At 41.3% G+C, this 23,736-nt stretch carries 25 protein-coding genes and 1 tRNA gene; 11 read left to right on the plus strand and 15 right to left on the minus strand.

Going from position 1 to position 23,736, the window contains the following annotated elements:
- Positions 1–56 precede the first annotated feature (56 nt).
- From hemG to BKG94_RS09640, 3 genes are read right to left on the minus strand one after another with little or no spacing between them, the layout of a single operon-like run.
- Complete coding sequence (gene hemG, locus BKG94_RS09630) at positions 57–572, minus strand: menaquinone-dependent protoporphyrinogen IX dehydrogenase (RefSeq protein WP_077436580.1); 516 nt, start codon at positions 570–572, stop codon at positions 57–59.
- Complete coding sequence (locus BKG94_RS09635; protein ID WP_077436582.1) at positions 572–2,035, minus strand: TrkH family potassium uptake protein; 1,464 nt, start codon at positions 2,033–2,035, stop codon at positions 572–574. Before BKG94_RS09635 ends, hemG begins: the two co-directional genes overlap by 1 nt.
- A gap of 2 nt (positions 2,036–2,037) precedes the next feature.
- Entirely contained in the window at positions 2,038–2,658 is a 621-nt protein-coding gene (locus BKG94_RS09640; RefSeq protein WP_077436584.1) for a YigZ family protein, read from the minus strand.
- Between the two features lie 111 nt (positions 2,659–2,769).
- Here BKG94_RS09640 and tusA point away from each other — a divergent pair, with 111 nt between their 5' ends.
- Positions 2,770–3,009 (plus strand): sulfurtransferase TusA, encoded by a 240-nt coding sequence (gene tusA / locus BKG94_RS09645; protein WP_077436586.1) that lies wholly within the window; start codon positions 2,770–2,772, stop codon positions 3,007–3,009.
- A gap of 120 nt (positions 3,010–3,129) precedes the next feature.
- Here the strand turns inward: tusA and BKG94_RS09650 are convergent, their stop codons facing one another.
- The 3 genes from BKG94_RS09650 to selA are packed head-to-tail and all read right to left on the minus strand — an operon-like array spanning position 3,130 to position 7,292.
- Complete coding sequence (locus BKG94_RS09650; protein ID WP_077436588.1) at positions 3,130–4,035, minus strand: DUF3298 domain-containing protein; 906 nt, start codon at positions 4,033–4,035, stop codon at positions 3,130–3,132.
- Positions 4,036–4,044: 9 nt separating this feature from the next.
- Positions 4,045–5,910, minus strand: coding sequence for a selenocysteine-specific translation elongation factor (gene selB, locus BKG94_RS09655; RefSeq protein WP_077436590.1), 1,866 nt, complete (start codon positions 5,908–5,910; stop codon positions 4,045–4,047).
- Positions 5,907–7,292, minus strand: coding sequence for an L-seryl-tRNA(Sec) selenium transferase (gene selA, locus BKG94_RS09660; RefSeq protein WP_077436592.1), 1,386 nt, complete (start codon positions 7,290–7,292; stop codon positions 5,907–5,909). The genes selB and selA overlap by 4 nt, the downstream gene beginning before the upstream one ends.
- A 70-nt stretch (positions 7,293–7,362) precedes the next feature.
- Here selA and BKG94_RS09665 point away from each other — a divergent pair.
- From BKG94_RS09665 to BKG94_RS09680, 4 genes are all read left to right on the plus strand, one after another.
- Positions 7,363–7,457 (plus strand) — tRNA-Sec (locus BKG94_RS09665).
- Between the two features lie 119 nt (positions 7,458–7,576).
- Positions 7,577–7,846 carry an oxaloacetate decarboxylase subunit gamma gene (locus BKG94_RS09670; RefSeq protein ID WP_077436594.1) on the plus strand — a complete coding sequence of 90 codons (270 nt, stop codon included), beginning with the start codon at positions 7,577–7,579 and terminating at the stop codon, positions 7,844–7,846.
- A gap of 36 nt (positions 7,847–7,882) precedes the next feature.
- Positions 7,883–9,697 (plus strand): sodium-extruding oxaloacetate decarboxylase subunit alpha, encoded by a 1,815-nt coding sequence (gene oadA, locus BKG94_RS09675; protein ID WP_077436596.1) that lies wholly within the window; start codon positions 7,883–7,885, stop codon positions 9,695–9,697.
- Between the two features lie 13 nt (positions 9,698–9,710).
- On the plus strand, positions 9,711–11,012 hold the full coding sequence (locus BKG94_RS09680) for a sodium ion-translocating decarboxylase subunit beta (protein ID WP_077436598.1): 1,302 nt from the start codon (positions 9,711–9,713) through the stop codon (positions 11,010–11,012).
- Positions 11,013–11,086: 74 nt separating this feature from the next.
- On the opposite strand, the gene BKG94_RS09685 is transcribed toward BKG94_RS09680, so the two are convergent.
- From BKG94_RS09685 to brnQ, 3 genes are all read right to left on the minus strand, one after another.
- Entirely contained in the window at positions 11,087–11,653 is a 567-nt protein-coding gene (locus BKG94_RS09685) for an acetate uptake transporter (protein ID WP_077436600.1), read from the minus strand.
- Positions 11,654–11,822: 169 nt separating this feature from the next.
- A complete protein-coding gene (locus BKG94_RS09690; RefSeq protein WP_077436602.1) occupies positions 11,823–12,230 on the minus strand; it encodes a PACE efflux transporter in 408 nt (135 codons plus the stop codon).
- Between the two features lie 33 nt (positions 12,231–12,263).
- A complete protein-coding gene (brnQ, locus tag BKG94_RS09695; RefSeq protein WP_077436604.1) occupies positions 12,264–13,577 on the minus strand; it encodes a branched-chain amino acid transport system II carrier protein in 1,314 nt (437 codons plus the stop codon).
- Positions 13,578–13,737: 160 nt separating this feature from the next.
- Here brnQ and BKG94_RS09700 point away from each other — a divergent pair, with 160 nt between their 5' ends.
- Entirely contained in the window at positions 13,738–14,211 is a 474-nt protein-coding gene (locus BKG94_RS09700; RefSeq protein ID WP_077436606.1) for a DMT family transporter, read from the plus strand.
- Positions 14,212–14,317: 106 nt separating this feature from the next.
- Here BKG94_RS09700 and BKG94_RS09705 read toward each other — a convergent pair whose 3' ends face one another.
- Positions 14,318–15,049 carry a glutathione peroxidase gene (locus BKG94_RS09705; protein ID WP_077436608.1) on the minus strand — a complete coding sequence of 244 codons (732 nt, stop codon included), beginning with the start codon at positions 15,047–15,049 and terminating at the stop codon, positions 14,318–14,320.
- Positions 15,050–15,174: 125 nt separating this feature from the next.
- Between BKG94_RS09705 and oxyR the strand changes: the two genes are divergently transcribed.
- Both oxyR and fabR read left to right on the plus strand, forming a co-directional pair.
- Entirely contained in the window at positions 15,175–16,080 is a 906-nt protein-coding gene (oxyR, locus tag BKG94_RS09710) for a DNA-binding transcriptional regulator OxyR (RefSeq protein ID WP_077436610.1), read from the plus strand.
- Positions 16,080–16,715 (plus strand): HTH-type transcriptional repressor FabR, encoded by a 636-nt coding sequence (gene fabR, locus BKG94_RS09715; RefSeq protein WP_077436612.1) that lies wholly within the window; start codon positions 16,080–16,082, stop codon positions 16,713–16,715. The genes oxyR and fabR overlap by 1 nt, the downstream gene beginning before the upstream one ends.
- A 104-nt stretch (positions 16,716–16,819) precedes the next feature.
- Here the strand turns inward: fabR and BKG94_RS09720 are convergent, their stop codons facing one another.
- Positions 16,820–17,641: a 5'-nucleotidase, lipoprotein e(P4) family gene (locus BKG94_RS09720; protein WP_077436614.1), complete on the minus strand. Its 822-nt coding sequence runs from the start codon at positions 17,639–17,641 to the stop codon at positions 16,820–16,822.
- A gap of 233 nt (positions 17,642–17,874) precedes the next feature.
- Between BKG94_RS09720 and ftsB the strand changes: the two genes are divergently transcribed.
- From ftsB to ispF, 3 genes are read left to right on the plus strand one after another with little or no spacing between them, the layout of a single operon-like run.
- Positions 17,875–18,153 carry a cell division protein FtsB gene (gene ftsB, locus BKG94_RS09725; protein ID WP_077436616.1) on the plus strand — a complete coding sequence of 93 codons (279 nt, stop codon included), beginning with the start codon at positions 17,875–17,877 and terminating at the stop codon, positions 18,151–18,153.
- Positions 18,154–18,155: 2 nt separating this feature from the next.
- Positions 18,156–18,839 (plus strand): 2-C-methyl-D-erythritol 4-phosphate cytidylyltransferase, encoded by a 684-nt coding sequence (gene ispD, locus BKG94_RS09730; RefSeq protein WP_077436618.1) that lies wholly within the window; start codon positions 18,156–18,158, stop codon positions 18,837–18,839.
- Positions 18,836–19,309: a 2-C-methyl-D-erythritol 2,4-cyclodiphosphate synthase gene (ispF, locus tag BKG94_RS09735; protein WP_077436620.1), complete on the plus strand. Its 474-nt coding sequence runs from the start codon at positions 18,836–18,838 to the stop codon at positions 19,307–19,309. Before ispD ends, ispF begins: the two co-directional genes overlap by 4 nt.
- A gap of 49 nt (positions 19,310–19,358) precedes the next feature.
- Here ispF and BKG94_RS09740 read toward each other — a convergent pair whose 3' ends face one another.
- Genes BKG94_RS09740 through hemC form a run of 4 tightly spaced genes read right to left on the minus strand, consistent with a single transcriptional unit; the run spans position 19,359 to position 23,611 of the window.
- Positions 19,359–20,630: a heme biosynthesis protein HemY gene (locus tag BKG94_RS09740; protein WP_077436622.1), complete on the minus strand. Its 1,272-nt coding sequence runs from the start codon at positions 20,628–20,630 to the stop codon at positions 19,359–19,361.
- A 9-nt stretch (positions 20,631–20,639) separates the two neighbouring features.
- Positions 20,640–21,908: a uroporphyrinogen-III C-methyltransferase gene (locus BKG94_RS09745; protein ID WP_077436624.1), complete on the minus strand. Its 1,269-nt coding sequence runs from the start codon at positions 21,906–21,908 to the stop codon at positions 20,640–20,642.
- Positions 21,909–21,929: 21 nt separating this feature from the next.
- A complete protein-coding gene (locus tag BKG94_RS09750; protein ID WP_077436626.1) occupies positions 21,930–22,670 on the minus strand; it encodes a uroporphyrinogen-III synthase in 741 nt (246 codons plus the stop codon).
- Complete coding sequence (hemC, locus tag BKG94_RS09755; RefSeq protein WP_077436628.1) at positions 22,670–23,611, minus strand: hydroxymethylbilane synthase; 942 nt, start codon at positions 23,609–23,611, stop codon at positions 22,670–22,672. The genes BKG94_RS09750 and hemC overlap by 1 nt, the downstream gene beginning before the upstream one ends.
- Positions 23,612–23,736 lie beyond the last annotated feature (125 nt).

The following is a 23,736-nucleotide window of genomic DNA, read 5'->3' on the forward strand; positions in this document are numbered from 1 at the left end:
AAATGATCTTTTGATTAAAAGAAAAACGGATCGAATAAAATTTGGCTGGATTTCGATTATTTTTCCAACGAGTTAATACGTTGCGCAAATATCTTAACTTTTTCCCAGTCTGTATATTCTACTTCTTTGCTGGTGTCAGTTTCACCACCGGTGATTTTCATAATAAATTGGATCATCACACGATCGAACCATTTATAGCGAGGATATAATAATGCGCCTGCAAACACCGCAGCTAATTGGGGTTGCCATTTTGTACGTTGCAAAAATTTGCAAACATATACGTTCGTTTCCGGATTATCTTTTCCTTCTTTGCGAGCGGTTAAATTAACGCCAAAAAATACCGCACTTTTTTGTTCGAGATCTTCACGGTTACGCATAACAAAACGATCGAGTGTTTTACTAAAATGACCATAACGTATGGACGCACCAATAATTACCCGATCAAAGGCTTCAATATCATAATCCTCTCGTAAGGCATCAACTACAACCTTTCCATCTAAAAGTGCGGTTAAAAATTCAGAGATTTTTTTGGTTTGCCCATCATGGCTTGAATAAAGAATTAATGTTTTCATTAAGCTTTCCAAAATGCAGGGGTGAATAAAGCTAACAGGGTAAAAATTTCCAAACGTCCACATACCATCGCAACGGTTAAAATCCATTTTGCACTGTCGGGAATCTCCATCATATTGCTACTAACGGAACCCAAGGCAGGCCCAAGATTGTTCAAACAGGCTAGGACGGCATTAAAGGCATCGAAAGGTTCGACACCACAGGCAATTACTCCCAGTAAACAAACTAAAAAGACCAAAAGGTATGCGGAAAAAAATGCCCAGATACTCCCAATAACCCGATCGTCTAAGACGGTTTTCCCCCATTTTATGGGATAGACTAAATTCGGGTGAACGACACGTTTTAATTCCCGTTTTCCTTGTAAGTAAAGTACCAATACTCGTGCCACACGCACTCCGCCCCCCACAGAACCGGCGCACCCCCCCATAAAAGAGGCAAGAATTAATAGCACCGGTACAAAAGAGGGCCATGTAGTAAAATCCGATGTGGTATATCCTGTCGTGGTAGAGATAGAGACGGTTTGAAACAGGATTTGTTCAAAACCTTGCCAAGAAGATGAAAAATAACTATGGTTCCACATTACGAAAGAACATAGCGCCACTAAAATAATCTGAGTGCTGATAAAAAAGCGGAATTCAGGATCACGCAGATAAATTTTGACAAAATTTTCACGTCCAATTGTCGAAAATGCACGAAAATGCAAGCCAAAGTTACAGGCTGAGATCAATAAAAATAAAACGGTAATACCGTTAATCAACGGGCTATTGAAATACCCCATACTCGCATCATGCGTTGAAAAACCGCCAATTGACACGGTGGAAAAGCTATGTGTCAACGCATCAAAGGGTTCCATTCCCGCCAACCAATACGCTAATGCGCAAGAAATCGTCAGTGAAAAATAAATCCCCCATAACATCTTAGCGGTTTCTGCAATCCTTGGCCGAATTTTTTGTTCTTTCATCGGGCCGGACATTTCTGCGCGATAAAGCTGCATACCACCAATACCCAATAGCGGAATAATCGCAATCGCTAATACAATAATTCCCATTCCCCCGAGCCACTGTAATAATTGGCGGTAGAATAACAATGCTTTAGGCAGATTATCTAATCCTGTCATTACGGTTGCGCCCGTTGTAGTCAAGCCTGAAAAGGCTTCAAATACTGCAGATGCTACCGTTAAATGAAGCGTATCAAGGAGCAATAATGGCAAAGTTGCCAAACCACCAAGCACAAACCAAAACGCTACCACAATCAAAAATCCGTCTCGTGAACGTAATTCTTGTTTATGATGATGGCAAGGCCACCATAACAGTGCGCCAAACATTAAACTTAAGATAAAGGCTTGCATAAAGGCTTTTCCGCCACCGTCACCATAGATTAATGCAACAAAAGCAGGGATCAACATCGCGCCGGAAAAACACATCACGAGAATACCGATAATTCGAATAATGGATAAAATATGCACAATTATTCACCTGTTCCCAAAGGTCGAATGATCAATCTTCCTGCAGATTTTTCTGTTAGTTCTATTGAAAAGGGTTCAACCATTTTTTCACTAATGCCTAAAGTTAAATGAATTTGCACTTGAAAATCCTGCGATAAAATTTCAATTTGATATTTCTCACAAAGTAACTGTACCAACCCCATTTGCCCATAATCACAATCTAAATGAAAGGGAATACGTTCTACTTTGATTTCAGTTTCCAGCTGTTTTAATGCCTGTTGAACGCCATTACTATAAGCGCGTACCAAACCGCCTGTTCCTAACAAAATCCCTCCATAGTAACGAATAACTACCGCACTAATTTCCCCTACATTACTTCCTAATAGGGCACTTAGCATCGGCTTTCCTGCCGTACCTGCCGGTTCACCATCATCTGAAAATCCCAATTGTTGCGAATCTGTAGGTTTACCCGCCACCGCCGCCCAACAATGATGTCGAGCGTTTGGATGGGCTTTCTTGAGCGCTGCCCAAAATGCTCTGGCTTCGTTCAAACCATTCGTGTGCTGCAAATAAGTGATGAAACGGCTTTTTTTTATTTCTTCTTCAAAAATAACCGCACTTTTAGGAACAAAATATTCCGTCATTTTATTTTTTCAAATAATTTAAATGGCGCTAGTCTATCACTGATGGAGGGGATTTGTCGAAATTTCCTAACAAGTGGTATCATACGAATTATTTTTTGGAAAGAGCAATCAATGTCTGAAATTTCTATTACTCAAACTCTTGATACTCAAGGTTTACGCTGCCCTGAGCCGGTCATGTTGGTACGTAAAAATATACGCCATTTAAATAACGGTGATGTGTTGTTGATTATTGCAGATGATCCTGCTACCACTCGTGATATTCCAAGTTTTTGTCAATTTATGGATCACCAATTACTGCAAAGTGAGGTGGGAACTCCCCCGTTTAAATACTGGGTGAAAAAAGGGAAATAAAAAAATGCGGTGACAAAAAACAATGTTTTTTTGAATGTTGGCTCTGCCAACGGCCCCGATAGGGGTAAACAAACGAGTAAGTGAGTTTGTGAATAAAAATCACCGCACTTTCAATCCTAGTTACTTCGCATCTTCGTCAAATTTCACATAGTTTTGTTGTTTAAACTCCGGTTTTAGCAAATCTTTTAATTGCCACCAATTCAACGTTAAATCCGGCTCACCCGCCGCATAAGGAGCAATTGCATAGGCACTATAAATAAAATGCACACCTTCAGAATCTAAATAAATATTATCCGATACATTAAAATCGGCTTTCGGTGTAAAGGTATCCTCATCTTTTACGGAACCTTGTTGCGTATAATTATCCCAAAGTAGCGCTTTCACCTTAGGTAAGGCTTTCTCATCGAATAAATCATTGAGTTTTAAGATTTTGTGAGAAGTGAGATCGACTGTTAAATAACGCGTTTCCCCCATTCCGTGAGCACCCCCGGTAAAATCATAAGTCCCGATGGAAAAGGTGGCTAATTTTTCTTTCTGTCCAATAAAATTCATCCAGCTATTGGTTTCAAACGCCAAACTCGGCTCCTCCAACATCGCTCGACGGGTCTCATCAAATCCTTTTTGATAATATTGAATCAACTGCTCCCGAGTAGGCACGCTGTTTCCATCTCGAGTAAGTTCTTCCCATAATAGGTTATTCAACCAATCAATATTGGTTTTTAACGTAGAAATAGAATATTCGATTTTGCCTTCTTCCGGCCAATAGTCTTCTCCCGCTTTAGGTTTAGGGAATTTAATGGTTTCCGATTTTTTAAACACCACATCTTCTTCTGCAAAAATCGCAGGAATAATTTTTGACGCGCGTTCTTTTTCTGCCGTTAAATCTACTTTTAATTGCGTATTCTCAGCGGTGAGCTGTGTCACCGTTTGATTAAGCTGTTCAATTTTGGCCTGAGCGCCTTTATCTTGGCAGCCTGTAGTTAAAAGTGCGGTTAGAATGACGGCTGAAATGAATGTTTTTTTCATGTTTTCTCCTTATAAATCAAAGATATTTTTATCACGTAAAATGTGATCATTACCTTTACGGCGTAAAAAACCGGTGCGATCAAAATATTCCATAAGTTGCACAGTGAGTTTGCGACCAAAATTCAAGCGGTCACGCACTTCATTAACAGAAACTTTCCCTTCTTCTGCAGCAATCTGCTTAATAAGACGCGCATAAGCATAAATAGTTTCGGTTAAAAAGAAACGATCTTTGATAATCGGCGTCAAATACCCTAGTTTACCTGCTTTATACATAAAATTACGCATATCGCTTTCGTCTGTGCCCAACGCATTCGCCATATCGCGTACCCAAATTGCCTGCCCATTAGCTCCTTCAAATTCCTTTAACACCCATTGCCAACGGGTTTGTTCTTCATCATTGAAACGGATTTTATGTTCGGGCAAATGAATCCAACCTCTGGTTTGTTGAAGTTCACCTGTCTCCAACATTTCATCCATCAAATGATAGATCAGATTTTCCGGCTGATTAAGCGTTGCCATACGATACAAACGAGCTTTGCTCACCCCTAACTGATCGTTATGCTGTTTATGATAGGTGGCAAGTGCGGTTAAAATTTGCTGTGTTTTTTCTGCCTGATAATCGGCATTAAAGCACCAATCTTGATAACGCATCGCCCCTCGTTGTACCAACGCTTCATCTAACTGAGTTTCGTTAAGCTGTTCTCCCCACATTAACTGATTTGCAGAGACCGCTGTATGTTGCAAGGTCAGCGCAATGCGTTGTGTTGCATTTTCCGCTAAAGCTAAATTTGCCAAGAAATTTAATCGCCCTTCCGTACGCTTATGGCGTTTTGGCGAATTGATTTCCAACACACGCCCACCTGCAACAAGGGTTTTCGCATCACCGCTACGCAAAATAAGTTTATCGCCAAAGGCTAAAAACAGTGGCGAATCCAAAATAATTTCTGCCAAAGTGCGGTCATTTTTGGCGACATTTTTGCTTTGTAATAGAGTGAGTTTACCCGTAGTGCGGCTGGCAGCGTGATAAATATGTATCGGCTGGCTTTCATTCAATGGCGTTTCCGCCCAAATTTGCACACTAATGCGTGTAGTTGGCGAAGGGGGGCTATCCTGTAACAACCAATCTCCACGTTTTATCGGCGTGCGATCTAAATCCACATTGAGATTTAACGCTAAACGTTGTCCTGCCAGCCCCAGCTCACTTGGTATATTTTGTGCATGAATCGCTTTCACCCGCACTTTTTGCCCGGTGGAAAGATAAAGTTCATCTTCCACTCTCACAGAGCCTGCAAAAGCCGTGCCGGTAACCACAGTACCCGCACCTTTGACACTAAAAACCCGATCAATGGCATAACGGAATGGTTTTTGTGTCTCCGCCAGCTCCGGCAGTTGTTGTAAATAATCACGCAATGCCGCAATACCTTGCCCGCTTTCCGCTGAGGTGATGAAATATTTTGCATGGCATAAAAACGGATAATCTTGTTTAATTTGCTGGATTAATGTGTCGATTTGCATCGAATCTGCGCGATCTGCTTTGGTGATCACTAGCATAATTTCATGGAATTGTAGCTGACGTAAAATCGCCAAATGCTCTTTGGTTTGTGCCGCAATGCCTTCGTCCGCCGCCACAATCAGCATGGCATAATGAATACCGCCTAATCCGGCCAGCATGTTTGAAAGGAACTTTTCATGCCCCGGCACATCAATAAAACCAAGAGGTTTCTCACCCTCACCGAGAGACAGATAGGCATAACCCAGATCGATCGTCATACCACGCTTTTTTTCTTCCGGCAAATGAGCGGTATTCGTGCCGGTTAGCGCTTTGAGTAACGCTGTTTTGCCGTGATCAACATGTCCTGAAGTGACAATAATCATAGTTCATCCACCACTTGTAATAACATTTCCATTGTCGCCACACTGCGAACATCCAACCATAATTTACCGTTTTCCATACGACCGATAATAGGCTGAGAGAGTTGTTTGAAACGTTCGGAAAGTGCGGCTAATTTCACATTTGTTTTTTCCGCAATAGTGACGGCAAGGGAAGGGATACACACCATCGGTTGTGAACCACTGCCGATCTGAGCCTGACTTTCTTCAATTTGAATATCAAACTGTGAATTTAACCGTTTTTCCAACCGCACTTTAAGGTGTTCTGCTTTATTCTGTAATGCCTCGAGTGATTGGGTGAGCAAATGTAATGTGGGTAAGTTTTCCGTTAATTTTTCCGGATTCAAATACAATCGTAACGTCGCCTCCAAACCTGCTAGGGTGACTTTATCGCAACGTAGCACTCGTTTGAGCGGGTGGGCTTGCAGTTGTGCGATCCATTCTTTTTTTCCCACAATAATCCCTGCCTGCACGCCTCCCAATAATTTATCACCGGAGAAGGTGATTAAATCCACCCCTTGAGCCACTTTTTCTTGCACGGTCGGCTCTTTTGGTAAGCCGTATTGGCTTAAATCAATGAGGGCACCACTGCCAAGATCCGTCACCACCGGCACATTCATTTCTCGCCCGAGTTCAACCAATTCTTGTTCCGAAACCGATGAGGTAAAACCTAAAATTTGATAATTACTACTATGCACTTTCATTAACAATGCGGTATTTTCATTGATGGCTTGGCGATAATCCTTTAAATGCGTGCGATTGGTCGTACCCACTTCCACTAAATGACAACCTGCCTGTGCCATAATATCCGGAATACGAAATGCACCACCGATTTCAATAAGTTCACCACGAGAAATGACCACCTCTTTTCCCTGTGAAAATGTCGCCAACATCAACAGCACCGCCGCCGCATTGTTATTCACTACACAAGCGGCTTCCGCCCCGGTTAAACGGGATAAAAGTGCACTAACGTTGTGATCACGATGGCCTCGTTTGCCTTCTTCCAAATCATACTCCAAGGCGACATTGCCCTGCATCGCAGACAATGCCGCTTGCTGTGCAGATTCCGCCCATATTGCACGCCCCAAATTGGTGTGCAATATGGTGCCGGTAAGATTATGCACGGTTTTAATTTGCACAGCATTTTGTTGATGCAAACGTAATCGAAGTTCGGCAAAAGTGCGGTCAAAATCCGTAAAACATTCAGGAAGTTGATGATTTTTTTGAATAGATTGACGTGCCTGTGTTAATAATTCCCGACACATTGCCACTACGGCAGAATGGCCAAATTCGGTAATCAGTTGATCGCCTTGCGGCATTTTAAGAAGTTTATCAACGGCAGGCAGCTGTTGAAAAAGTGCGGTCATTTTTGAGCCCGTTTAAAATAACGTTGAATTGGCGGCTAATTTACGCTAAAGTACCTTCAATTTCAACCACGGAAGGTCGTCATCTCCGGTGAGGTGGCAGGACTTCAAATCCTGTTGAGGACGCCAGCGTTCTCGGGTGGGTTCGACTCCCATGACTTTCCGCCAAATAATCGCAAAGTCCTCTAATTTCAACCGCTCTTTTCCTCATTTCTGTGAACTATATCAAAGTTTTTTTTATAGAAAAAAACTAATATGGTTAGAGTATTTCAATTTTGGGAGTAATTATGACAAGTTCGGAACTCATGCTTGAAGGGCTTAATTTAATGTTTGCGGGAATGGGGTTTGTTATCTTTTTTCTATTCCTACTTATCTATGCCATTGAGTTTGCCTCAAAAATTATCAATCGATTCTTTCCCGAAAACGAATCTCCAATATCATCACAACCCAACCCATCACAATCAACCGCCGTGTCGAATGTCGATGATGTCACTCGTTTACGTCCGGTGATTGTTGCGGCGATTGCACATCATCGTCGCCAACAAGGGTTAAAATAATATGTTTCATTTAATAGGCTAAGGAAGAGGTATTTTATGACTGCTCAACAGAAAAAAATTGCGATCACCGATGTGGTGTTGCGCGATGCCCATCAATCACTTTTCGCCACCCGTATGCGCCTTGAAGATATGCTTCCTATTGCATCGGCGTTGGACGATATCGGTTATTGGTCATTAGAAGCATGGGGCGGCGCAACTTTTGATAGTTGTATTCGTTTTTTAGGTGAAGATCCTTGGGTACGTTTGCGTGAATTGAAAAAAGCCTTGCCAAAAACCCCATTGCAAATGCTATTACGTGGACAAAATCTGTTAGGTTACCGTCATTATGCCGATGATGTGGTAGATCGCTTTGTCGAACGTGCTGTCACCAATGGGATGAGTGTATTCCGTGTGTTTGATGCGATGAATGATCCTCGCAATATGCAGCAGGCATTAAAAGCCGTTCGCAAACAAGGCGGCCATGCACAAGGGACATTAAGTTATACCACCAGTCCGGTGCATACCTTGGATACTTGGTTGGATACCACAGAACAACTCTTAGAAATCGGCATTGATTCCCTTGTGATTAAAGATATGTCCGGTATTTTAACGCCGATGTCCGCCTATGAATTGGTCAGTGAAATTAAAAAACGTTACGACATTCGCCTTCATTTACATTGCCATTCCACCACTGGTATGGCTGAAATGGCATTGCTGAAAGGGGTTGAAGCAGGGGCTGATGGTATTGATACCTCGATTTCCTCCATGAGCGGCACTTACGGACATCCAGCCACCGAAGCCTTGGTAGCCACCCTACAAGGCACAGGGTATGACACCGGTTTAGATATTCTTAAACTGGAAAAAATTGCGGATTATTTCCGCACCGTTCGCAAAAAATATGCGAAATTTGAAGGGCAATTAAAAGGCGTTGACAGCCGCATTTTAGTGGCGCAAGTGCCGGGCGGTATGCTCACTAACCTTGAAAGTCAGCTCAAACAGCAAAATGCTTCCGACAAACTCGACCAAGTGTTACAAGAAATTCCACGCGTTCGTGAAGACCTCGGCTTTATCCCGCTCGTTACCCCAACCTCACAAATTGTCGGTACACAGGCGGTGATTAACGTGCTAATGGGAGAACGCTACAAAACTATCGCAAAAGAAACCGCAGGTATTTTAAAAGGTGAATATGGCCGCACACCGGCGGTAGTGAATACGGCGTTGCAAGCACGAGCATTGGAAGGGGCGCAACCGATCACCGATCGTCCGGCGGATCACCTTGCCCCGGAAATGGATAAACTCACTGCAGAAGTGAAACAGCTTGCGAAGGAAAAAGGCATTAACTTGGCTGAAAATGAAATTGATGATGTGCTTATTGTGGCGTTATTCCCTCAAGTCGGCTTGAAATTCTTAGAAAATCGTGGCAATCCTGATGCCTTTGAGCCCGCCCCAACTGCGGAGCAAGCCACAGAAAAAACAGCGGAAAAACCAACCGCACTTTCAACCGCAAAATCCAATGAGCCGGCGGTTTATACGGTGGAATTAGAAGGTAAAGCCTTTGTGGTGAAAGTCAGTGAGGGCGGAGATGTGACAAATATCACACCAACAGTAGTTTCAGCTCAAACAACGCCAGCCCCTTCAGCACCAACCTCTTCTACCGCAGGAGAACCGGTTACCGCACCGATGTCAGGGAATATTTGGAAAGTGGTTGCCACAGAAGGACAAACTGTCGCAGAAGGCGATGTATTACTCGTGCTTGAAGCCATGAAAATGGAAACGGAAATTCGAGCGGTGAAAGGTGGGGTCGTCCGAAATATTGCGATAAAAGCGGGCGATACAGTCACCGTAGGTGATACCTTAATGACCATCGCATAAGCAGTAGGTGAATATGGACAGTATTATTGCATTGTTTAAAGGCATGGGGATCATGCATCTGGAATGGGGGCAAGCCGTGATGATTGGTGTGAGCTTGCTTCTGCTCTGGCTGGCGATCTCCCGAAAATTTGAACCGTTGTTATTATTGCCTATCGGGTTTGGTGGGCTGTTGTCCAACATTCCCGAAGCTGGAATTGCGATGACGGCATTGGATAATCTTATCCATTCCGGCACAGCGCAGCAACTTGCTATCGTTGCGGCAAAACTTAATACCGTAGCCGATCCGGCTGCGATTAAGGACGCCCTCAATAGTGCGTTACCGTCGCAGATGGCAGAATTGGAAAGCTTAGCCGGTGATATGGGATATAGCGCAGGTATTCTCGCTTTATTCTATAAAGTGGCCATTGGCTATGGTGTTGCGCCGCTTGTCATATTTATGGGGGTGGGAGCAATGACCGACTTTGGACCGCTTCTTGCCAACCCAAGAACCTTGTTGTTAGGTGCCGCGGCCCAATTTGGTATTTTCACCACCGTGTTAGGGGCATTAGCGTTAAACTGGCTCGGCATTATTTCTTTCACCCTTCCACAGGCAGCAGCGATTGGAATTATTGGTGGCGCAGACGGTCCAACCGCAATTTATCTCACCAGTAAACTTGCTCCCGAATTACTCGGGGCTATCGCTGTGGCGGCTTATTCTTATATGGCGTTGGTTCCCTTAATCCAACCGCCGATTATGAAAGCCCTCACCACAGAAGAAGAACGGAAAATCCGTATGGTACAACTTCGTCCTGTCAGTCAGCGTGAGAAAGTGTTATTTCCCATCATCCTGTTGTTATTGGTTGCGTTGATTTTACCGGATGCCGCACCATTATTGGGAATGTTCTGCTTCGGTAACTTGATGCGGGTCAGCGGTGTAGTGGAACGGTTAAGTGATACTACGCAAAATGCCCTTATTAACATTACTACCATTGTTCTCGGCTTATCTGTCGGGGCGAAATTGGTAGCGGATAAATTCCTCCAACCTCAAACTCTAGGAATTTTATTACTCGGTGTGGTTGCCTTTAGCATCGGCACGGCAAGTGGAGTGTTGATGGCAAAATTGATGAACAAATTCAGTAAAAACAAAATCAATCCGCTTATTGGCTCTGCCGGAGTTTCTGCTGTTCCTATGGCAGCAAGGGTATCAAATAAAGTCGGGTTAGAAGCGGATCATCAAAACTTCTTACTGATGCACGCCATGGGGCCGAATGTGGCTGGCGTGATTGGTTCGGCTATCGCAGCGGGCGTAATGTTGAAATATATTGCCGGAATGTAGTCGTTCATATAAAAAGTGCGGCCATCAATTCTCTCGAAAAGATGACCGCACTTTTTCAAACCCTCGGTTAAAAATTATTTCTTTTCACCAATCGGCAATACGGTTCTGCCGTAAGATTCATTTAATACTTCAGCCGCAGCTAAATAGAATGCACAAAGTGCGGTGACTAAACCTAAATAGCCCCCAACATTCACGATGGCATGGTTGCCTGTGGCATCACCAATAGCTAATGCGTAAAACGTTAGAGTTAAAAAGAAGAAAATCGCTTGCAATGCACGTGGTTTTGGGAAAGTTGCTAAGAACATCATTAAGGTGAATGTTCCCCAACAACCTAAATACCAACCCACAAATTGCCCGGAGGTTTCACCTTTAAAGAAGGCGACGAATAACGCCCAAGACCACCAGAATGCGCCATAGCTGATAAATGCGGTAAATCCGAAGGTGTTGCCTTTTTTAAATTCAAACATTCCGGCGATCATCTGTGCGGTTCCGCCAAAAGCGAATGCCATACCGAATACTAAGCCAAGGTTTGAACTGTCAAAAATCCCCGCATTGATTAAACATAATAACCAAGTGGTTAATGCAAAACCACATAATCCTAATGGACCCGGATTTGCTAAACTATCTTTTGTTGCCGACATAAAAATTTCCTCAAAAATAATAAAGTAATAAGGCGCGCGATTATGGCTGAAATTGATGAATAAATAAAGTGTAATGAAGAAATTTTTAATAATGATGAGAACAAAAAGATTAAGTGCGGTCAATTTCAAAAAATATGTCGCAAACTGATCGCACTTTTTATGCTTTTACTTACACAAACTTTAACCTTACATTGTCATAAATCCAGTTAAAAATCAGAGCATAAATCATAATGAGTATGGTTAGCCCGATATCCGCCATCAATGCTTGCCATAAAGTGAGCTGTAAAAAGTAGGCAATCATGGGTACGGTAGCAATTAGAAGACCACATTCAAACATGAGTGTATGAAGAATCCGTATAACAATCCCCCGTGTTTCCCGTGGTGCGGTAAAGATTTTGTCAAAAATGCTATTAAAAATAAGATTCCAAACCATTGCAACCACTGACATTAATACGCCAACACTGAGTGCCGCACTGCCCTTTTCCGGACTGACTAAAAGCATTGCAATCGTAGATACCCCCACAGCGCCTATTTCAAATAGTGCTGAATGTAAAAGGCGTTCTTTTAGTGTCATCATAATAAATTCAAAATTGACCGCTCTTTTATCTATTTATACGTCCTTTTGACGATTCGGCAAAAATAAGGCAAACCCTAATCCTATTAATGCCGGTATTAGCCAAGGCAAAGAAATGGCGGCAAACGGAAGATAATTCACCCATTCTGTAAGCGCTGAAATTTGAAATTGTTCGCTTAGCACGCTTGCCACCGAAACAAAGGTAACAAGTACAATGGTTAATTGCATACCGATTTTTGACAGGGCAAGCCATTTATTAACAACCACTAACATTACAATAGCAATGGTAATCGGGTAAAGAATCAATAACACCGGCAATGAGAATTGTATAATGGCATTCAATCCTAAATTTGCAACCGCCAAGCCAAGTAAGGTAAAGATTGTGGCATATACCCGATAGGAAAAGCGGGGAAAACGGTCAGCAAAAAACTCAGAAGTGGAAACAATTAACCCGGCAGTGGTAGTAAAACAAGTCATTGCCACCATCACGGCTAAAAACCATTGGGCGGATTCACCGAAAATCGCTTGTGTGGCTTGAGATAAAATATACACACCTTTATTAACATTGCTATTCATCACCTCCGCCGGTACAGGGAAATGATTACCGAAATAAGCCAATCCGACATAAAGGACGCTGAAACCTAACGCCACCACAATACCGACTAACCAAATTGTCGCCACATATTCTTTTCTGGAACTAAAACCAAGCTGTTTTAGCGTTTGAACTGCGACGACGCTAAATGCGACGGAGGCGAGTGCGTCTAAGGTGTTATAACCTTCAATAAATCCTGTACCAAATGCGCTTTTCGCATAATCCCCTATTGCGGATTGAGGAGAATTCGCACCATATTTTGTAATCCCAAGTATCACCAAAATCACAATTAATAAGGCAAAAATCGGAGTGAGAATACGCCCGATACTATCTAAAATTTTAGAGGGATTAAGGGCGATAAAATAGGCTGCAGCAAAATACAATAAGGTAAAAACAACTAATCCGATTTCACTTATTCCCTCAGAAAGCATAGGAGAAATGCCTACCTCATAGGCAACCGTAGCCGTACGCGGAATCGCAAAAAAAGGCCCGATTGATAGGTATAAAATCACCAAGTAAAGGGTCGCAAACCAAGGGGTGATTTTCTGCGAAATTTCATCAACATACCCTTTCGGATTTAACATACCGATGATTAAGGCAAGAATAGCGATTCCGACACCGGACAGCACAAAACCCAAAATCGCCGACCAAAACTGCTCACCCGATAGTGCGCCTAGGCTCGGTGGAAAAATTAAATTGCCGGCACCAAAAAACATACCGAATAATAGAAGACCTGTTAAACCAGCTTTTTTTATCATAGTTATCATTTTGTCTGTCAATAATGGGCGGCGAGTATAGCACGATAAAACAAGAGTGTAATCAGCCGAATAAAGAAATAAAGTGCGGTTATTTTTTGTGAAATTTTCCCATTTGACGATTATTCCAAAACTTCTATAATTTTCCTTATTTGGAGGGGCTATGTTTTTTATTTATATTTTAATTGCATTCATTGCCGGAATGGCGCTTGCGACCCAATCCGCAATTAATACCCAACTTGCCAAAGCGGTGGGTAACGAACCTGTTATCGCTACATTTATTTCCTTTGCAGTGGGGACAATCTTGCTCTTTTTCATTGCCTTATTCAAAGCGGATTTATGGCAAGGTTTAACCGCACTTCCGCAACAACCTTGGTGGAAATTATTGGGTGGTGCATTGGGTGCATTAGCAGTCTTTACCACGATATTGCTTGCCCCTAAGCTCGGCATTACTGCGATGTTATTTTTTATCATCATTGGGCAATTACTTACGGCGACCGTGATTGATCATTTTGGTTTAATCGGTATGCCTGTTCGGGAAATTAATATAACGAAATTAATTGGTTTACTGATTGTTGGGTTTGGACTGATTTTTTACTTTTTTGGTGATAGATTACTTCTCTTAATAAAGGGATAAGTGTGGTCGAATTTGAATAAGAAAAAAAAGCCAAACTCGATAAAGAGTTTGGCTTTTTAGTTAAAGTTCCAAATTAAAAATAATCAGCTAAAATTACATTCCTACATTATGCGAAGTATTTTTCCAAATCTTCGCTACCACCGATGTAGTCGCCGCCGATAAATACTTGTGGAACACTGGTTTTGCCAGTAATTGCACGTACAGAAATGGTGCTTGCATCACGGCCTAATACAATTTCTTCAAAAGTATAGCCTTTTGCTTTTAACAATGTTTTTGCTTTCGCACAGAATGGACAACCCGGTTTGGTGAAAACAGAAACCGATGGTTTTGCCGTCCAACCCGGTACTAAATATTTCATCATGGTATCTGCATCAGATACTTTGAACGGATCGCCCGGCTCTTCCGGTTCAATAAACATTTTTTCTACAACGCCGTTTTTCACCAGCATTGAATAACGCCAAGAACGTTTACCAAATCCTAAATCTTCTTTTCCTACAAGCATTCCCATACCTTCGGTAAACTCACCATTACCATCCGGAATGACAGTGATATTTTCAGATTCTTGATCAGCTTTCCAAGCATTCATCACGAAAGTATCGTTGACAGAGATACAGATAATTTTATCTACGCCAGCAGCCTTAAATTCACAGGCTAATTCATTATAGCGTGGTAAATGTGTTGACGAGCAAGTTGGAGTAAATGCTCCCGGGAGTGAAAATACAACGACAGTTTTGTTATCGAATAATTCGCTAGTAGTGACATCCACCCAAGCATCACCTTGACGCGTATGGAATGTAACATTCGGTACTTTTTTACCTGTCATATCAGTTAAAGCCATCTTTTTCTCCTTAAATTTTTAATATGAATTTTATTTGCCTCTGGATTATAGCCAAAGTTGTGATATAGTTACAATCAATTAATTCTATTCTTTTGATTGACTTTTTCTATAAGGAAAAATTCCCAATGAACATTCGTGATTTAGAATATTTAGTGGCTTTATCTGAACACAAACATTTTCGTCGTGCGGCAGATTCTTGTAATGTGAGCCAACCGACATTAAGTGGGCAAATCCGCAAACTTGAAGATGAACTTGGCATTATTTTGTTAGAACGTACGAGTCGCAAAGTGCTTTTTACCCAATCAGGAATGCTTCTTGTAGAGCAAGCCCGCACCGTTTTACGTGAAGTAAAACTACTACAAGAGATGGCGAGCAACCAAGGCAAGGAAATGACAGGCCCATTACATATTGGTTTAATTCCGACTGTCGGCCCTTATTTGCTCCCTTATATCGTACCAACCTTAAAAGAATCTTTCCCAGATTTAGAAATATTCCTTTACGAAGCACAAACACATCAGTTATTGGAACAGCTTGAAACCGGTCGATTAGACTGCGCAATTTTAGCTCGTGTTCAAAAAACAGAGGCATTTATTGAAATCCCTATTTTTGAAGAGAAAATGTTACTTGCTGTTTCCGAAGATCACCACTGGGCAAAAGAAGAAAAACTTTCGATGAAGCAACTCACCGGTCAAGAAATGCTTATGCTGGACGATGGTCATTGCCTACGCCACCAAACATTGGATTATTGTTTCACCGCAGGGGCGAAAGAAAATTCACATTTTAAAGCAACAAGTCTCGAAACACTACGGAATATGGTCGCGGCTAATGCAGGAATCACATTTATGCCTGAACTTGCCGTGCGAAATGAAGGTTTACGTAAAGGCGTGAAATATATTCCATGTCATTCTCCTGAACCCGCTCGTAGTATTGCATTAGTATATCGCCCGGGCTCACCGTTACGCAATCGTTATGAGCGAGTCGCAAGTGCGATCAGCTCTAAGGTTAAATCTATTCTTGCCGGAGCAAAATAATGGCAGGCATTCGTGCAATTCAAAAAGAAAAAACGCGTCGGGCACTGGTTGATGCCGCATTTAACCAGCTTAGTGCGGAAAAAAGTTTTTCTAATTTGAGTTTGAGAGAAGTCGCACGTGAAGCGGGCATTGCACCAACATCTTTTTATCGTCATTTTAGCGACATGGATGAACTCGGGTTAGAAATGGTGGACGAAGCGGGCCTGATCTTACGCCAGCTTATGCGCCAGGCCCGTAAACGTATTGATGCCGGTGGTAGCGTGATTTCGGTTTCTGTGGATACTTTTTTTGAATTTATCACAAACAGCACAAACATATTCCGCTTACTACTGCGGGAAAGTTCGGGGACTTCCCAAGCATTCCGCACCGCAGCTGCACGTGAAATTAAACATTTTGTAGATGAACTTACGGAATATATTGCTCATAAGCACCAATATCCACAATATATCGCTTATGTTCAGGCTGAAGGTATTGTAACGATTGTATTCACTGCTGGTGCAAATGCCCTAGATATGAGCAAACAGGAACGTGAACAGCTTAAACAACGTGTCATCCTACAATTACGCATGATGGCAAAAGGCGCTGATTTCGCCGCTCAAAAAGAGAAATACGCCCATCATAAAGAGCAAAAGTGAGAAAAAATCAGCCGCACTTTTGTTCTATATTGAAAGAACAAAACTTCAAATGTAAAAAGCGTTGCAAATATCTTGCAACGCTTTATTTTTAAACACGGATTAAACTATTTACCATCCCATGCTTGGACTGCATCCAAACGTGCCTTAATTTTACTTTGGGTATCCCCTTTGAAGTAATCTTTTTTCAGACCACCTTCCCAACCGCCATAGTTTGCATTTGGTAACATAATATAAGTTTTACCAAATTTTGTTTTATTTTTTGCCACAAAATCACGACGCTCTGCATTAAGTTTACCGTGAACAGCATTACCAAAATCATCTAGATTGTCACCCACATAAAGCACGATCTCATAACCTTGTTTTTCAATTTCAGCAAAACGTTCCGCTTTAGATGATTTATCTTTTCTTAAATAAAATGCGGATTCATCAATACCATTAAAGCCCAAACGTTTCATATCATCAATGGTACCGGCCTTTTCAGTGCTGTCTTTACGGTTGGTAACATAGAATACTTTGCCTTTATGAGAATTTACGTAGTTATTAAATTCAACTGCACCGGGTATTGCACGAGATTGACGAGCCTCCACCCAACGCGTCCAATCTTTGCTATCGAACGGCTTATTATTTTGTACCTGCCAACCTGCATAAGGGCTGTTGTCCAACATGGTTTCATCTAAATCTACGACAACCGCTTTTTTCTTGCCTTTTGCGACTTTTGCCTGATCAAAAGCCACTTTTGCTGCATTGTATGCTTGATATGCTAAGGCCTGATATTCACCTGAATCTTGCATCCAGTTTAATCCCAACACCGCTTGTTGTTGTAATTGAGCATTTGCGTGTGCTTCCTTGTCAATTGTGTGCGCACATCCAGCTAATACAAAAGCTGAAATTGTAGCAAGTGCGGTTAGTTTTAATGTTTTTTTCATCGTATTCTCCTCAAAAAGATAAAATAAAGCAGAAAAAGTATAGCAAGTTTTATGAAAAGTTTGCTGGAATTTCAGTTCATTGAGAACGAATTATCATAGATTTTTGATTAAGATCACATACAAGATGAAACAAATCCAAAAACGTAACCGAAATTGACCGCACTTTCCCATCGCCTTTATAGCCATTTCAAGATAAACTATAAGCATTTTTCACAATCTTTCAGACAAAGTTTATGCGAATATTTATTGCGATTCTTGTAGGCATTCTTGCTATCTTTCAGTACAACCTCTGGTTTGGCAAAAATGGCTACTTTGATTACAAAAAAGTTTCAACACAGATTACTGAAAATAAAGCTGAAAATGAAAAGTTAGTGCAGCGAAACCAAATGATCTCGGCAGAAATTCAAGGATTAACAAAAGGATTTGAATCCATCGAAGAACGTGCCAGAATGCAGCATGATATGGTGAAAGAAAATGAAACCTTCTATCACATTGTGAAAGAGCATAAATAATCATGTCACGAAAAATTATTGCCATTATTCCTGCTGCGGGTATAGGCGCTCGCATGAAAGCGGGAATGCCTAAACAATATTTAACTATTTTAGGAAAAACAATTTTAGAGCATACGTTAAGTATCATGCTTAATCATTACGCTATTTCTCGGATTATCGTTGCCATCAGCAAAAACGATCCCTATTCACCTGAACTTTCTATTCTCTCTCATGAAAGGGTTCAACTTGTTGAAGGAGGGGAAACCCGAGCCGAGTCTGTCCTCAGTGCACTTAATGCGATCAATGAAGAAAATGCTTGGGCATTAGTACATGATGCGGCAAGACCTTGTTTAACAGAGGCAGATTTAAACAAGTTATTAGAAATCAATGACGAACATGGCGCTATCCTTGCGACTCCCGTAACCGATACGATCAAGCGGAGTGATGAAATCGGTACGATAATCACAACAGAAGATCGTTCACAGCTTTGGCAAGCTCAAACACCACAATTTTTCCGAGCAGATTTATTGAAAAACGCAATCTATAACGGATTAGCAAAGCAGCAGATTATTACGGATGAATCTTCCGCGATGGAACTTGCCGGATTTCGACCGCACTTGATTGCAGGAAGAAGCGACAATATCAAAGTAACACGACCTGAAGATTTAGCTCTCGCAGAATTTTATTTAACAAGGAAAATAAGATGATAAGAATTGGACATGGTTTTGATGTACACGCTTTTGGTGAAGACAGACCATTAATTATTGGCGGCGTTACCGTCCCTTACCACACCGGATTTATCGCTCACTCTGATGGCGATGTTGCCCTTCACGCCTTGACAGATGCTCTATTAGGGGCTGTTGCGTTAGGGGATATAGGAAAACTTTTTCCCGACACCGATATGCAGTATAAAAATGCCGATAGCCGAGGCCTGTTACGGGAGGCTTTTCGCCAAGTACAAGAAAAAGGCTATAAAGTGGGTAATGTTGACATCACTATTATTGCCCAAGCGCCTAAAATGCGCCCTTATATTGATGATATGCGAGCGATAATTGCCGAAGACCTAACCTGCAATATCGAACAAGTCAATGTGAAAGCGACAACAACAGAAAAATTAGGTTTTACAGGAAGAAGTGAAGGCATTGCCTGTGAAGCGGTTGTGTTACTGATGAAATAACTTTAATAGGATAAAAAAGGCGCAATGGATATTGCGCCTTTTTTATCTACTATACTTTTTCTTCTAAAAGTGCGATTGGATTTTCTTCGTTTTTTTCCACCATTTCATGCTGAATAGACATCGCATTTCGTAAACTTTCTTGGCGGATTTGTTCAGCAGCTGCTTTATCTCCGGCTTGCTCAAACACATAAGCGGCCATCATTGCATCATTAGACTCAAGTTGTTTCGGACAAGCAATAACTTTCTTAAAAACTTCCGCTGCTTTAGCAAATTCATTATTACGCACATATAAATAACCAAGCGCACGATTAACACCACATTGTTGACTTTCGTCTGCATGTTTAGCACGTTTTTCCATTATCTTGATCAATTTCGTATTATCAATCGGCTGTAAACGGGTTATTTGTGTGCAGAGTGTAGGACTTAATGGCGTATTATCCCCCCATTTTTTCAATGCTTCGAGAGTAAATTCATAAGCTGATTCGTGATCATTACAATCAATTAAACGTTGAATCAACGCCACTTTTAAATTCAAATCGTTACGTCTTCGGCGAGGCTGTGCTTCCCACCAAGCAAGTAAACCATCCACGCCTTCTTCATTCATTTTTTCATCAAGTAAGCCGTTTTCAGTTTTAAGCTGTACGGCTTTAAATTCATCCGGAGAATATAAACCAGAACGCTGAATTAAATCCAAAATATTATCGAGCGCTTGATAAGCTTTAGACTGTGTATAAATTTCGACCGCTAATTTTAAGACTTCTTTATTTCGATCCGTCATCTCTAACAAGCTATCCACAGAACTGCGCGCTGCCGGTAATTTATTTTGTCGTAACAAAATTCGGGTACGTGCAATTTCAACGAGTAAATTATCTGAACCAGCCAGTTCAGTTGCTTCAATTAAATAACGGTTTGCACTAAATTCATCGCCACGTTGTTGTGCCGCTTCAGCTGCTTTAATTAAATTTAAAATAGGTTCATCAGAATGTTTTGCATTCTTACCGATAAGTTTCTCTGCTTTTGTATAATCCCCTTCATCCATTTTCATTAAACCTTCAAGGGTTTGTTTTTGTGCTTTGACACGTTTACGGCGAGAGAACCAACTGTAAGTATTATTACTTAAACGTAAGAAACGGCTAACCATCCACTCTAGGGCATAAATCACTGCAAGGGTAGCAATAAATAAAATAACGAGTGTCGTGATAGACATTTCATAAATATTGCCTGCTGTTTCAATACGAACATAGCCTTGCTGACCGGAAAGATACGGCCCTGCAATCAGTCCTGCAAGTAAAGCCAGCATTAAAAATAGTGTTCTAAACATAATCTATCCTTATTGTTGAGGCTCAACTGTTGGTTTTTCATCTGTGGCAGACGCATCCGGCTTAGCCTGACTCTCGCTCACATCATTTGATTTTGTTGATTCATCAAAAGATTTTTCAGATTCAATCTCAACTTTTTTCACTTCCATAGGTGTACGACTGAGATATTTATCAAGTAAGTTCAAACTTTGTAGTTGGTTCGGTACATCAACATAAACCGACAATTCCATTAATTCATCAATAGATTTTAGGAAAGTTTGCGTCACTTCCGTATTTGTATCAAAATAGCTGCGTACCCAAGTCGCCACAGCATCTAAGGATTGTTTATATAAATCATTTTGTTGACGCGATACCGCCATAATTGCTAATTGTAAGCGCAAGCGAATATTTTCACGTAAATAAATATCTTGGTTCGGTGCAAGTAGTTCTTTTCTATCAGTACCTTGTTTCGGTGTTATTCGAATAAAATGATTCAAAAAAGAAACCGCACTTTTTTCTGCATTAGCTTGCCAATCCTCTAAAGAATCGGATAGTTTGGTGGAATCAGGGGTATCACCAAAATTAACATTCAGCAAAGGTAATTCATCTACTGAATTAGCTAACTGGGAAAGTTGTTGCATGACTGAATTTTGATCAACATTATCGACTGAAAGTAACTGTTTGAGATCTTGGTTAATTGCCGCACGAATCGTCATTGACTCAGAACTATTTACCTTCATTAAGGTTTCATTAGCCAACTTCAATAGCGAAATTCCGGTATCTACATCATTGTCTAATACTAACTTACGCAATGCATTGTTAAGTAAAAAATCGGCTTCAGAGAATAACCAATCGTTAGGCTGTTGGGCTACCGCTTGTTTACTCACTACTTCAAGTTGGTGTCGCAATGTACCAAACTCTTGTTCTTTTGCTAAAACTAACTGCTCAAATTGATTCAATTTATTTTGAGTGGCGGAAATATTTTTTTCAAGCGTCGCAACCTGTTCTGGTTGAATACTCTCGGAAGACGTTGATGATGAGATATTAGTGATTTTTCCTTCAAGTGCGGTCAATTTTTGCTGAATTTCACCCACTTGTTGCTGCCCTAAATAATAACCGGCTCCCCCTATACCCAGCGCAATTAAAATAGCCAACAGGCTTAAACCAGTACCACTTTTTTTCACAATAGTTTGAGCAGGTTGAGTATTTGTTTCAGCTGGGGTTTCAGTTGAGGTTTCAATGGTACTCTCTACAGTATCATCAAGGTTTTCTGCTACTTCATTTGATTTATTTTTCGCCATATTCATTCCTTATTAGGTCATTTAGCTAAGTAATGTTTTCAACAAACTTTGGTTATCCGCTTTTGGAGAGAGGATGACAGTTTGCCAACCTTGGGATTTTGCTACGTCGGCAATACGGGCACTCACCGTGACTAATTTGCAATTTTTCAGCCAGTTTTGTTCACTTTCAGGGATAAATTCAATTAATGCATGCAAAATTTCTAAACTGGTCACGACTAAAGTATCCACGCCGGAACGTTTAAAAATACTGCGTTGTTCATCATTATCATAACTTATCGGCTCTCGGCGGTAACATTCCACAATCTCAACTGTTGCGCCTCGCTTTTCCGCTTGTTCGGTAAAATATTCACGTCCACCATTACCACGCAAAATTAGAATCTGTTTACCATTAAGTTGCTGCATCTGTGGAAGGGCAAGTAAACCCTCACTATTTTCTTGTTCAATGGGATAGCGTACAGGTTGTTCGCTTTGACAGGAAAAATGCTGTGCGGTTCTCTGTCCAACGGTAAAGTATTGTAAATCTTCACGCCAATGAAAGCCGATTTCTTTTAGAGTTTTAACAGAAAAATCGACCGCACTTTTAGACACAACAAACACATAACTGCCTGATTTTAAGCGGTTAAGTTTCCCGGGTAGGCTTTCCAACTCCTTACCACTTTCAAAAGTAAATAAGGGTAAATGCAATGCCACCCGACCGGCTTGATTAAGTAAATCAGTCAGCTGTTTTCCACGCTCATCGGGACGGGTGACAAGAATTGCCATTATTTATCTCCTAATGCATAAACTTTTGCAAGAATCCGATCGGCACCTTGTGCGAGTAATTGTTCTGCGATTTGAACACCTAATTCTTCAGCTTTTTCTACTGCACTTTTACCTTCTGCTCGAATAATTGATGAACCATCAAGCTCACCAACAAGAGCAGTTAAACAAATCTGGTTATTTTCAAGAACAGCATAGCCCCCGATAGGCACTTGGCAGCCGCCTTGCAAGCGAGCATTCATGGCTCTCTCCGCCTTTACACAAACTGTTGTCTCTTCATCAGCAAGCGGTGCGAGCAGTTCCTGAACGAGAAGGTCATCCGTTCGACATTCAATACCAACAGCCCCTTGTCCTGATGCGGGTAAAGAGGTTGCCACATCAATAAAAGAAGTAATACGCGCCTGCATACCTAGGCGAATCAATCCGGCTGCAGCTAAGATAATTGCGTCATACTCGCCATTATCCAACTTGTTTAAACGAGTCCCAACATTGCCTCGTAGCGAGCGAATATCTAAATCCGGTCGTAATTGTTTTAATTGACACTGACGGCGTAAACTTGATGTACCAACAATCGCACCTTTCGGCAAATCCTCAAATGAAGCATAATGATTTGAAACAAAAGCATCACGCGGATCTTCACGTTTACAGATTACACTTAATCCAAGCCCTTCAGGGAATTGCATTGGAACATCTTTCATTGAATGTACCGCAATATCAGCACGTTTTTCTAATAGTGCATTTTCTAATTCTTTTACAAATAAACCCTTTCCACCAATTTTAGCCAGTGGAGTATCAAGAATTATATCCCCTTTAGTAACCATTGGAACAAGTTCCACAGTTAGGGCTGGGTGAATATTTTCTAAACGCTCTTTTACAAAATTCGCTTGCCATAATGCGAGGGGGCTTTGGCGTGTCGCTATTTTTAGAATGGTTGGTGTTGTCATAATTGTATTAATATGTCAGCAATTTACTCACTATCCTACCATTCTTAGGGAAAAAAGTCAGTTTTCATTTAGCTTTTCTCCAACTAAATCATATCTATACAATATAAAAAAGGCAGATCTTTCGA

The sequence above is a fragment of the Rodentibacter ratti genome (assembly GCF_002000485.1).
Classification (GTDB): Bacteria; Pseudomonadota; Gammaproteobacteria; order Enterobacterales; family Pasteurellaceae; genus Rodentibacter; species Rodentibacter ratti.

Coding starts and splice junctions, on each gene's coding strand:
- hemG (WP_077436580.1), bottom strand. CDS start 572: ATGAAAACATTAATTCTTTATTCAAGCCATGATGGGCAAACCAAAAAA.
- BKG94_RS09640 (WP_077436584.1), bottom strand. CDS start 2,658: ATGACGGAATATTTTGTTCCTAAAAGTGCGGTTATTTTTGAAGAAGAA.
- tusA (WP_077436586.1), top strand. CDS start 2,770: ATGTCTGAAATTTCTATTACTCAAACTCTTGATACTCAAGGTTTACGC.
- BKG94_RS09650 (WP_077436588.1), bottom strand. CDS start 4,035: ATGAAAAAAACATTCATTTCAGCCGTCATTCTAACCGCACTTTTAACT.
- selB (WP_077436590.1), bottom strand. CDS start 5,910: ATGATTATTGTCACTTCAGGACATGTTGATCACGGCAAAACAGCGTTA.
- selA (WP_077436592.1), bottom strand. CDS start 7,292: ATGACCGCACTTTTTCAACAGCTGCCTGCCGTTGATAAACTTCTTAAA.
- BKG94_RS09670 (WP_077436594.1), top strand. CDS start 7,577: ATGACAAGTTCGGAACTCATGCTTGAAGGGCTTAATTTAATGTTTGCG.
- oadA (WP_077436596.1), top strand. CDS start 7,883: ATGACTGCTCAACAGAAAAAAATTGCGATCACCGATGTGGTGTTGCGC.
- BKG94_RS09680 (WP_077436598.1), top strand. CDS start 9,711: ATGGACAGTATTATTGCATTGTTTAAAGGCATGGGGATCATGCATCTG.
- BKG94_RS09685 (WP_077436600.1), bottom strand. CDS start 11,653: ATGTCGGCAACAAAAGATAGTTTAGCAAATCCGGGTCCATTAGGATTA.
- BKG94_RS09690 (WP_077436602.1), bottom strand. CDS start 12,230: ATGATGACACTAAAAGAACGCCTTTTACATTCAGCACTATTTGAAATA.
- brnQ (WP_077436604.1), bottom strand. CDS start 13,577: ATGATAAAAAAAGCTGGTTTAACAGGTCTTCTATTATTCGGTATGTTT.
- BKG94_RS09700 (WP_077436606.1), top strand. CDS start 13,738: ATGTTTTTTATTTATATTTTAATTGCATTCATTGCCGGAATGGCGCTT.
- BKG94_RS09705 (WP_077436608.1), bottom strand. CDS start 15,049: ATGGCTTTAACTGATATGACAGGTAAAAAAGTACCGAATGTTACATTC.
- oxyR (WP_077436610.1), top strand. CDS start 15,175: ATGAACATTCGTGATTTAGAATATTTAGTGGCTTTATCTGAACACAAA.
- fabR (WP_077436612.1), top strand. CDS start 16,080: ATGGCAGGCATTCGTGCAATTCAAAAAGAAAAAACGCGTCGGGCACTG.
- BKG94_RS09720 (WP_077436614.1), bottom strand. CDS start 17,641: ATGAAAAAAACATTAAAACTAACCGCACTTGCTACAATTTCAGCTTTT.
- ftsB (WP_077436616.1), top strand. CDS start 17,875: ATGCGAATATTTATTGCGATTCTTGTAGGCATTCTTGCTATCTTTCAG.
- ispD (WP_077436618.1), top strand. CDS start 18,156: ATGTCACGAAAAATTATTGCCATTATTCCTGCTGCGGGTATAGGCGCT.
- ispF (WP_077436620.1), top strand. CDS start 18,836: ATGATAAGAATTGGACATGGTTTTGATGTACACGCTTTTGGTGAAGAC.
- BKG94_RS09740 (WP_077436622.1), bottom strand. CDS start 20,630: ATGTTTAGAACACTATTTTTAATGCTGGCTTTACTTGCAGGACTGATT.
- BKG94_RS09745 (WP_077436624.1), bottom strand. CDS start 21,908: ATGGCGAAAAATAAATCAAATGAAGTAGCAGAAAACCTTGATGATACT.
- BKG94_RS09750 (WP_077436626.1), bottom strand. CDS start 22,670: ATGGCAATTCTTGTCACCCGTCCCGATGAGCGTGGAAAACAGCTGACT.
- hemC (WP_077436628.1), bottom strand. CDS start 23,611: ATGACAACACCAACCATTCTAAAAATAGCGACACGCCAAAGCCCCCTC.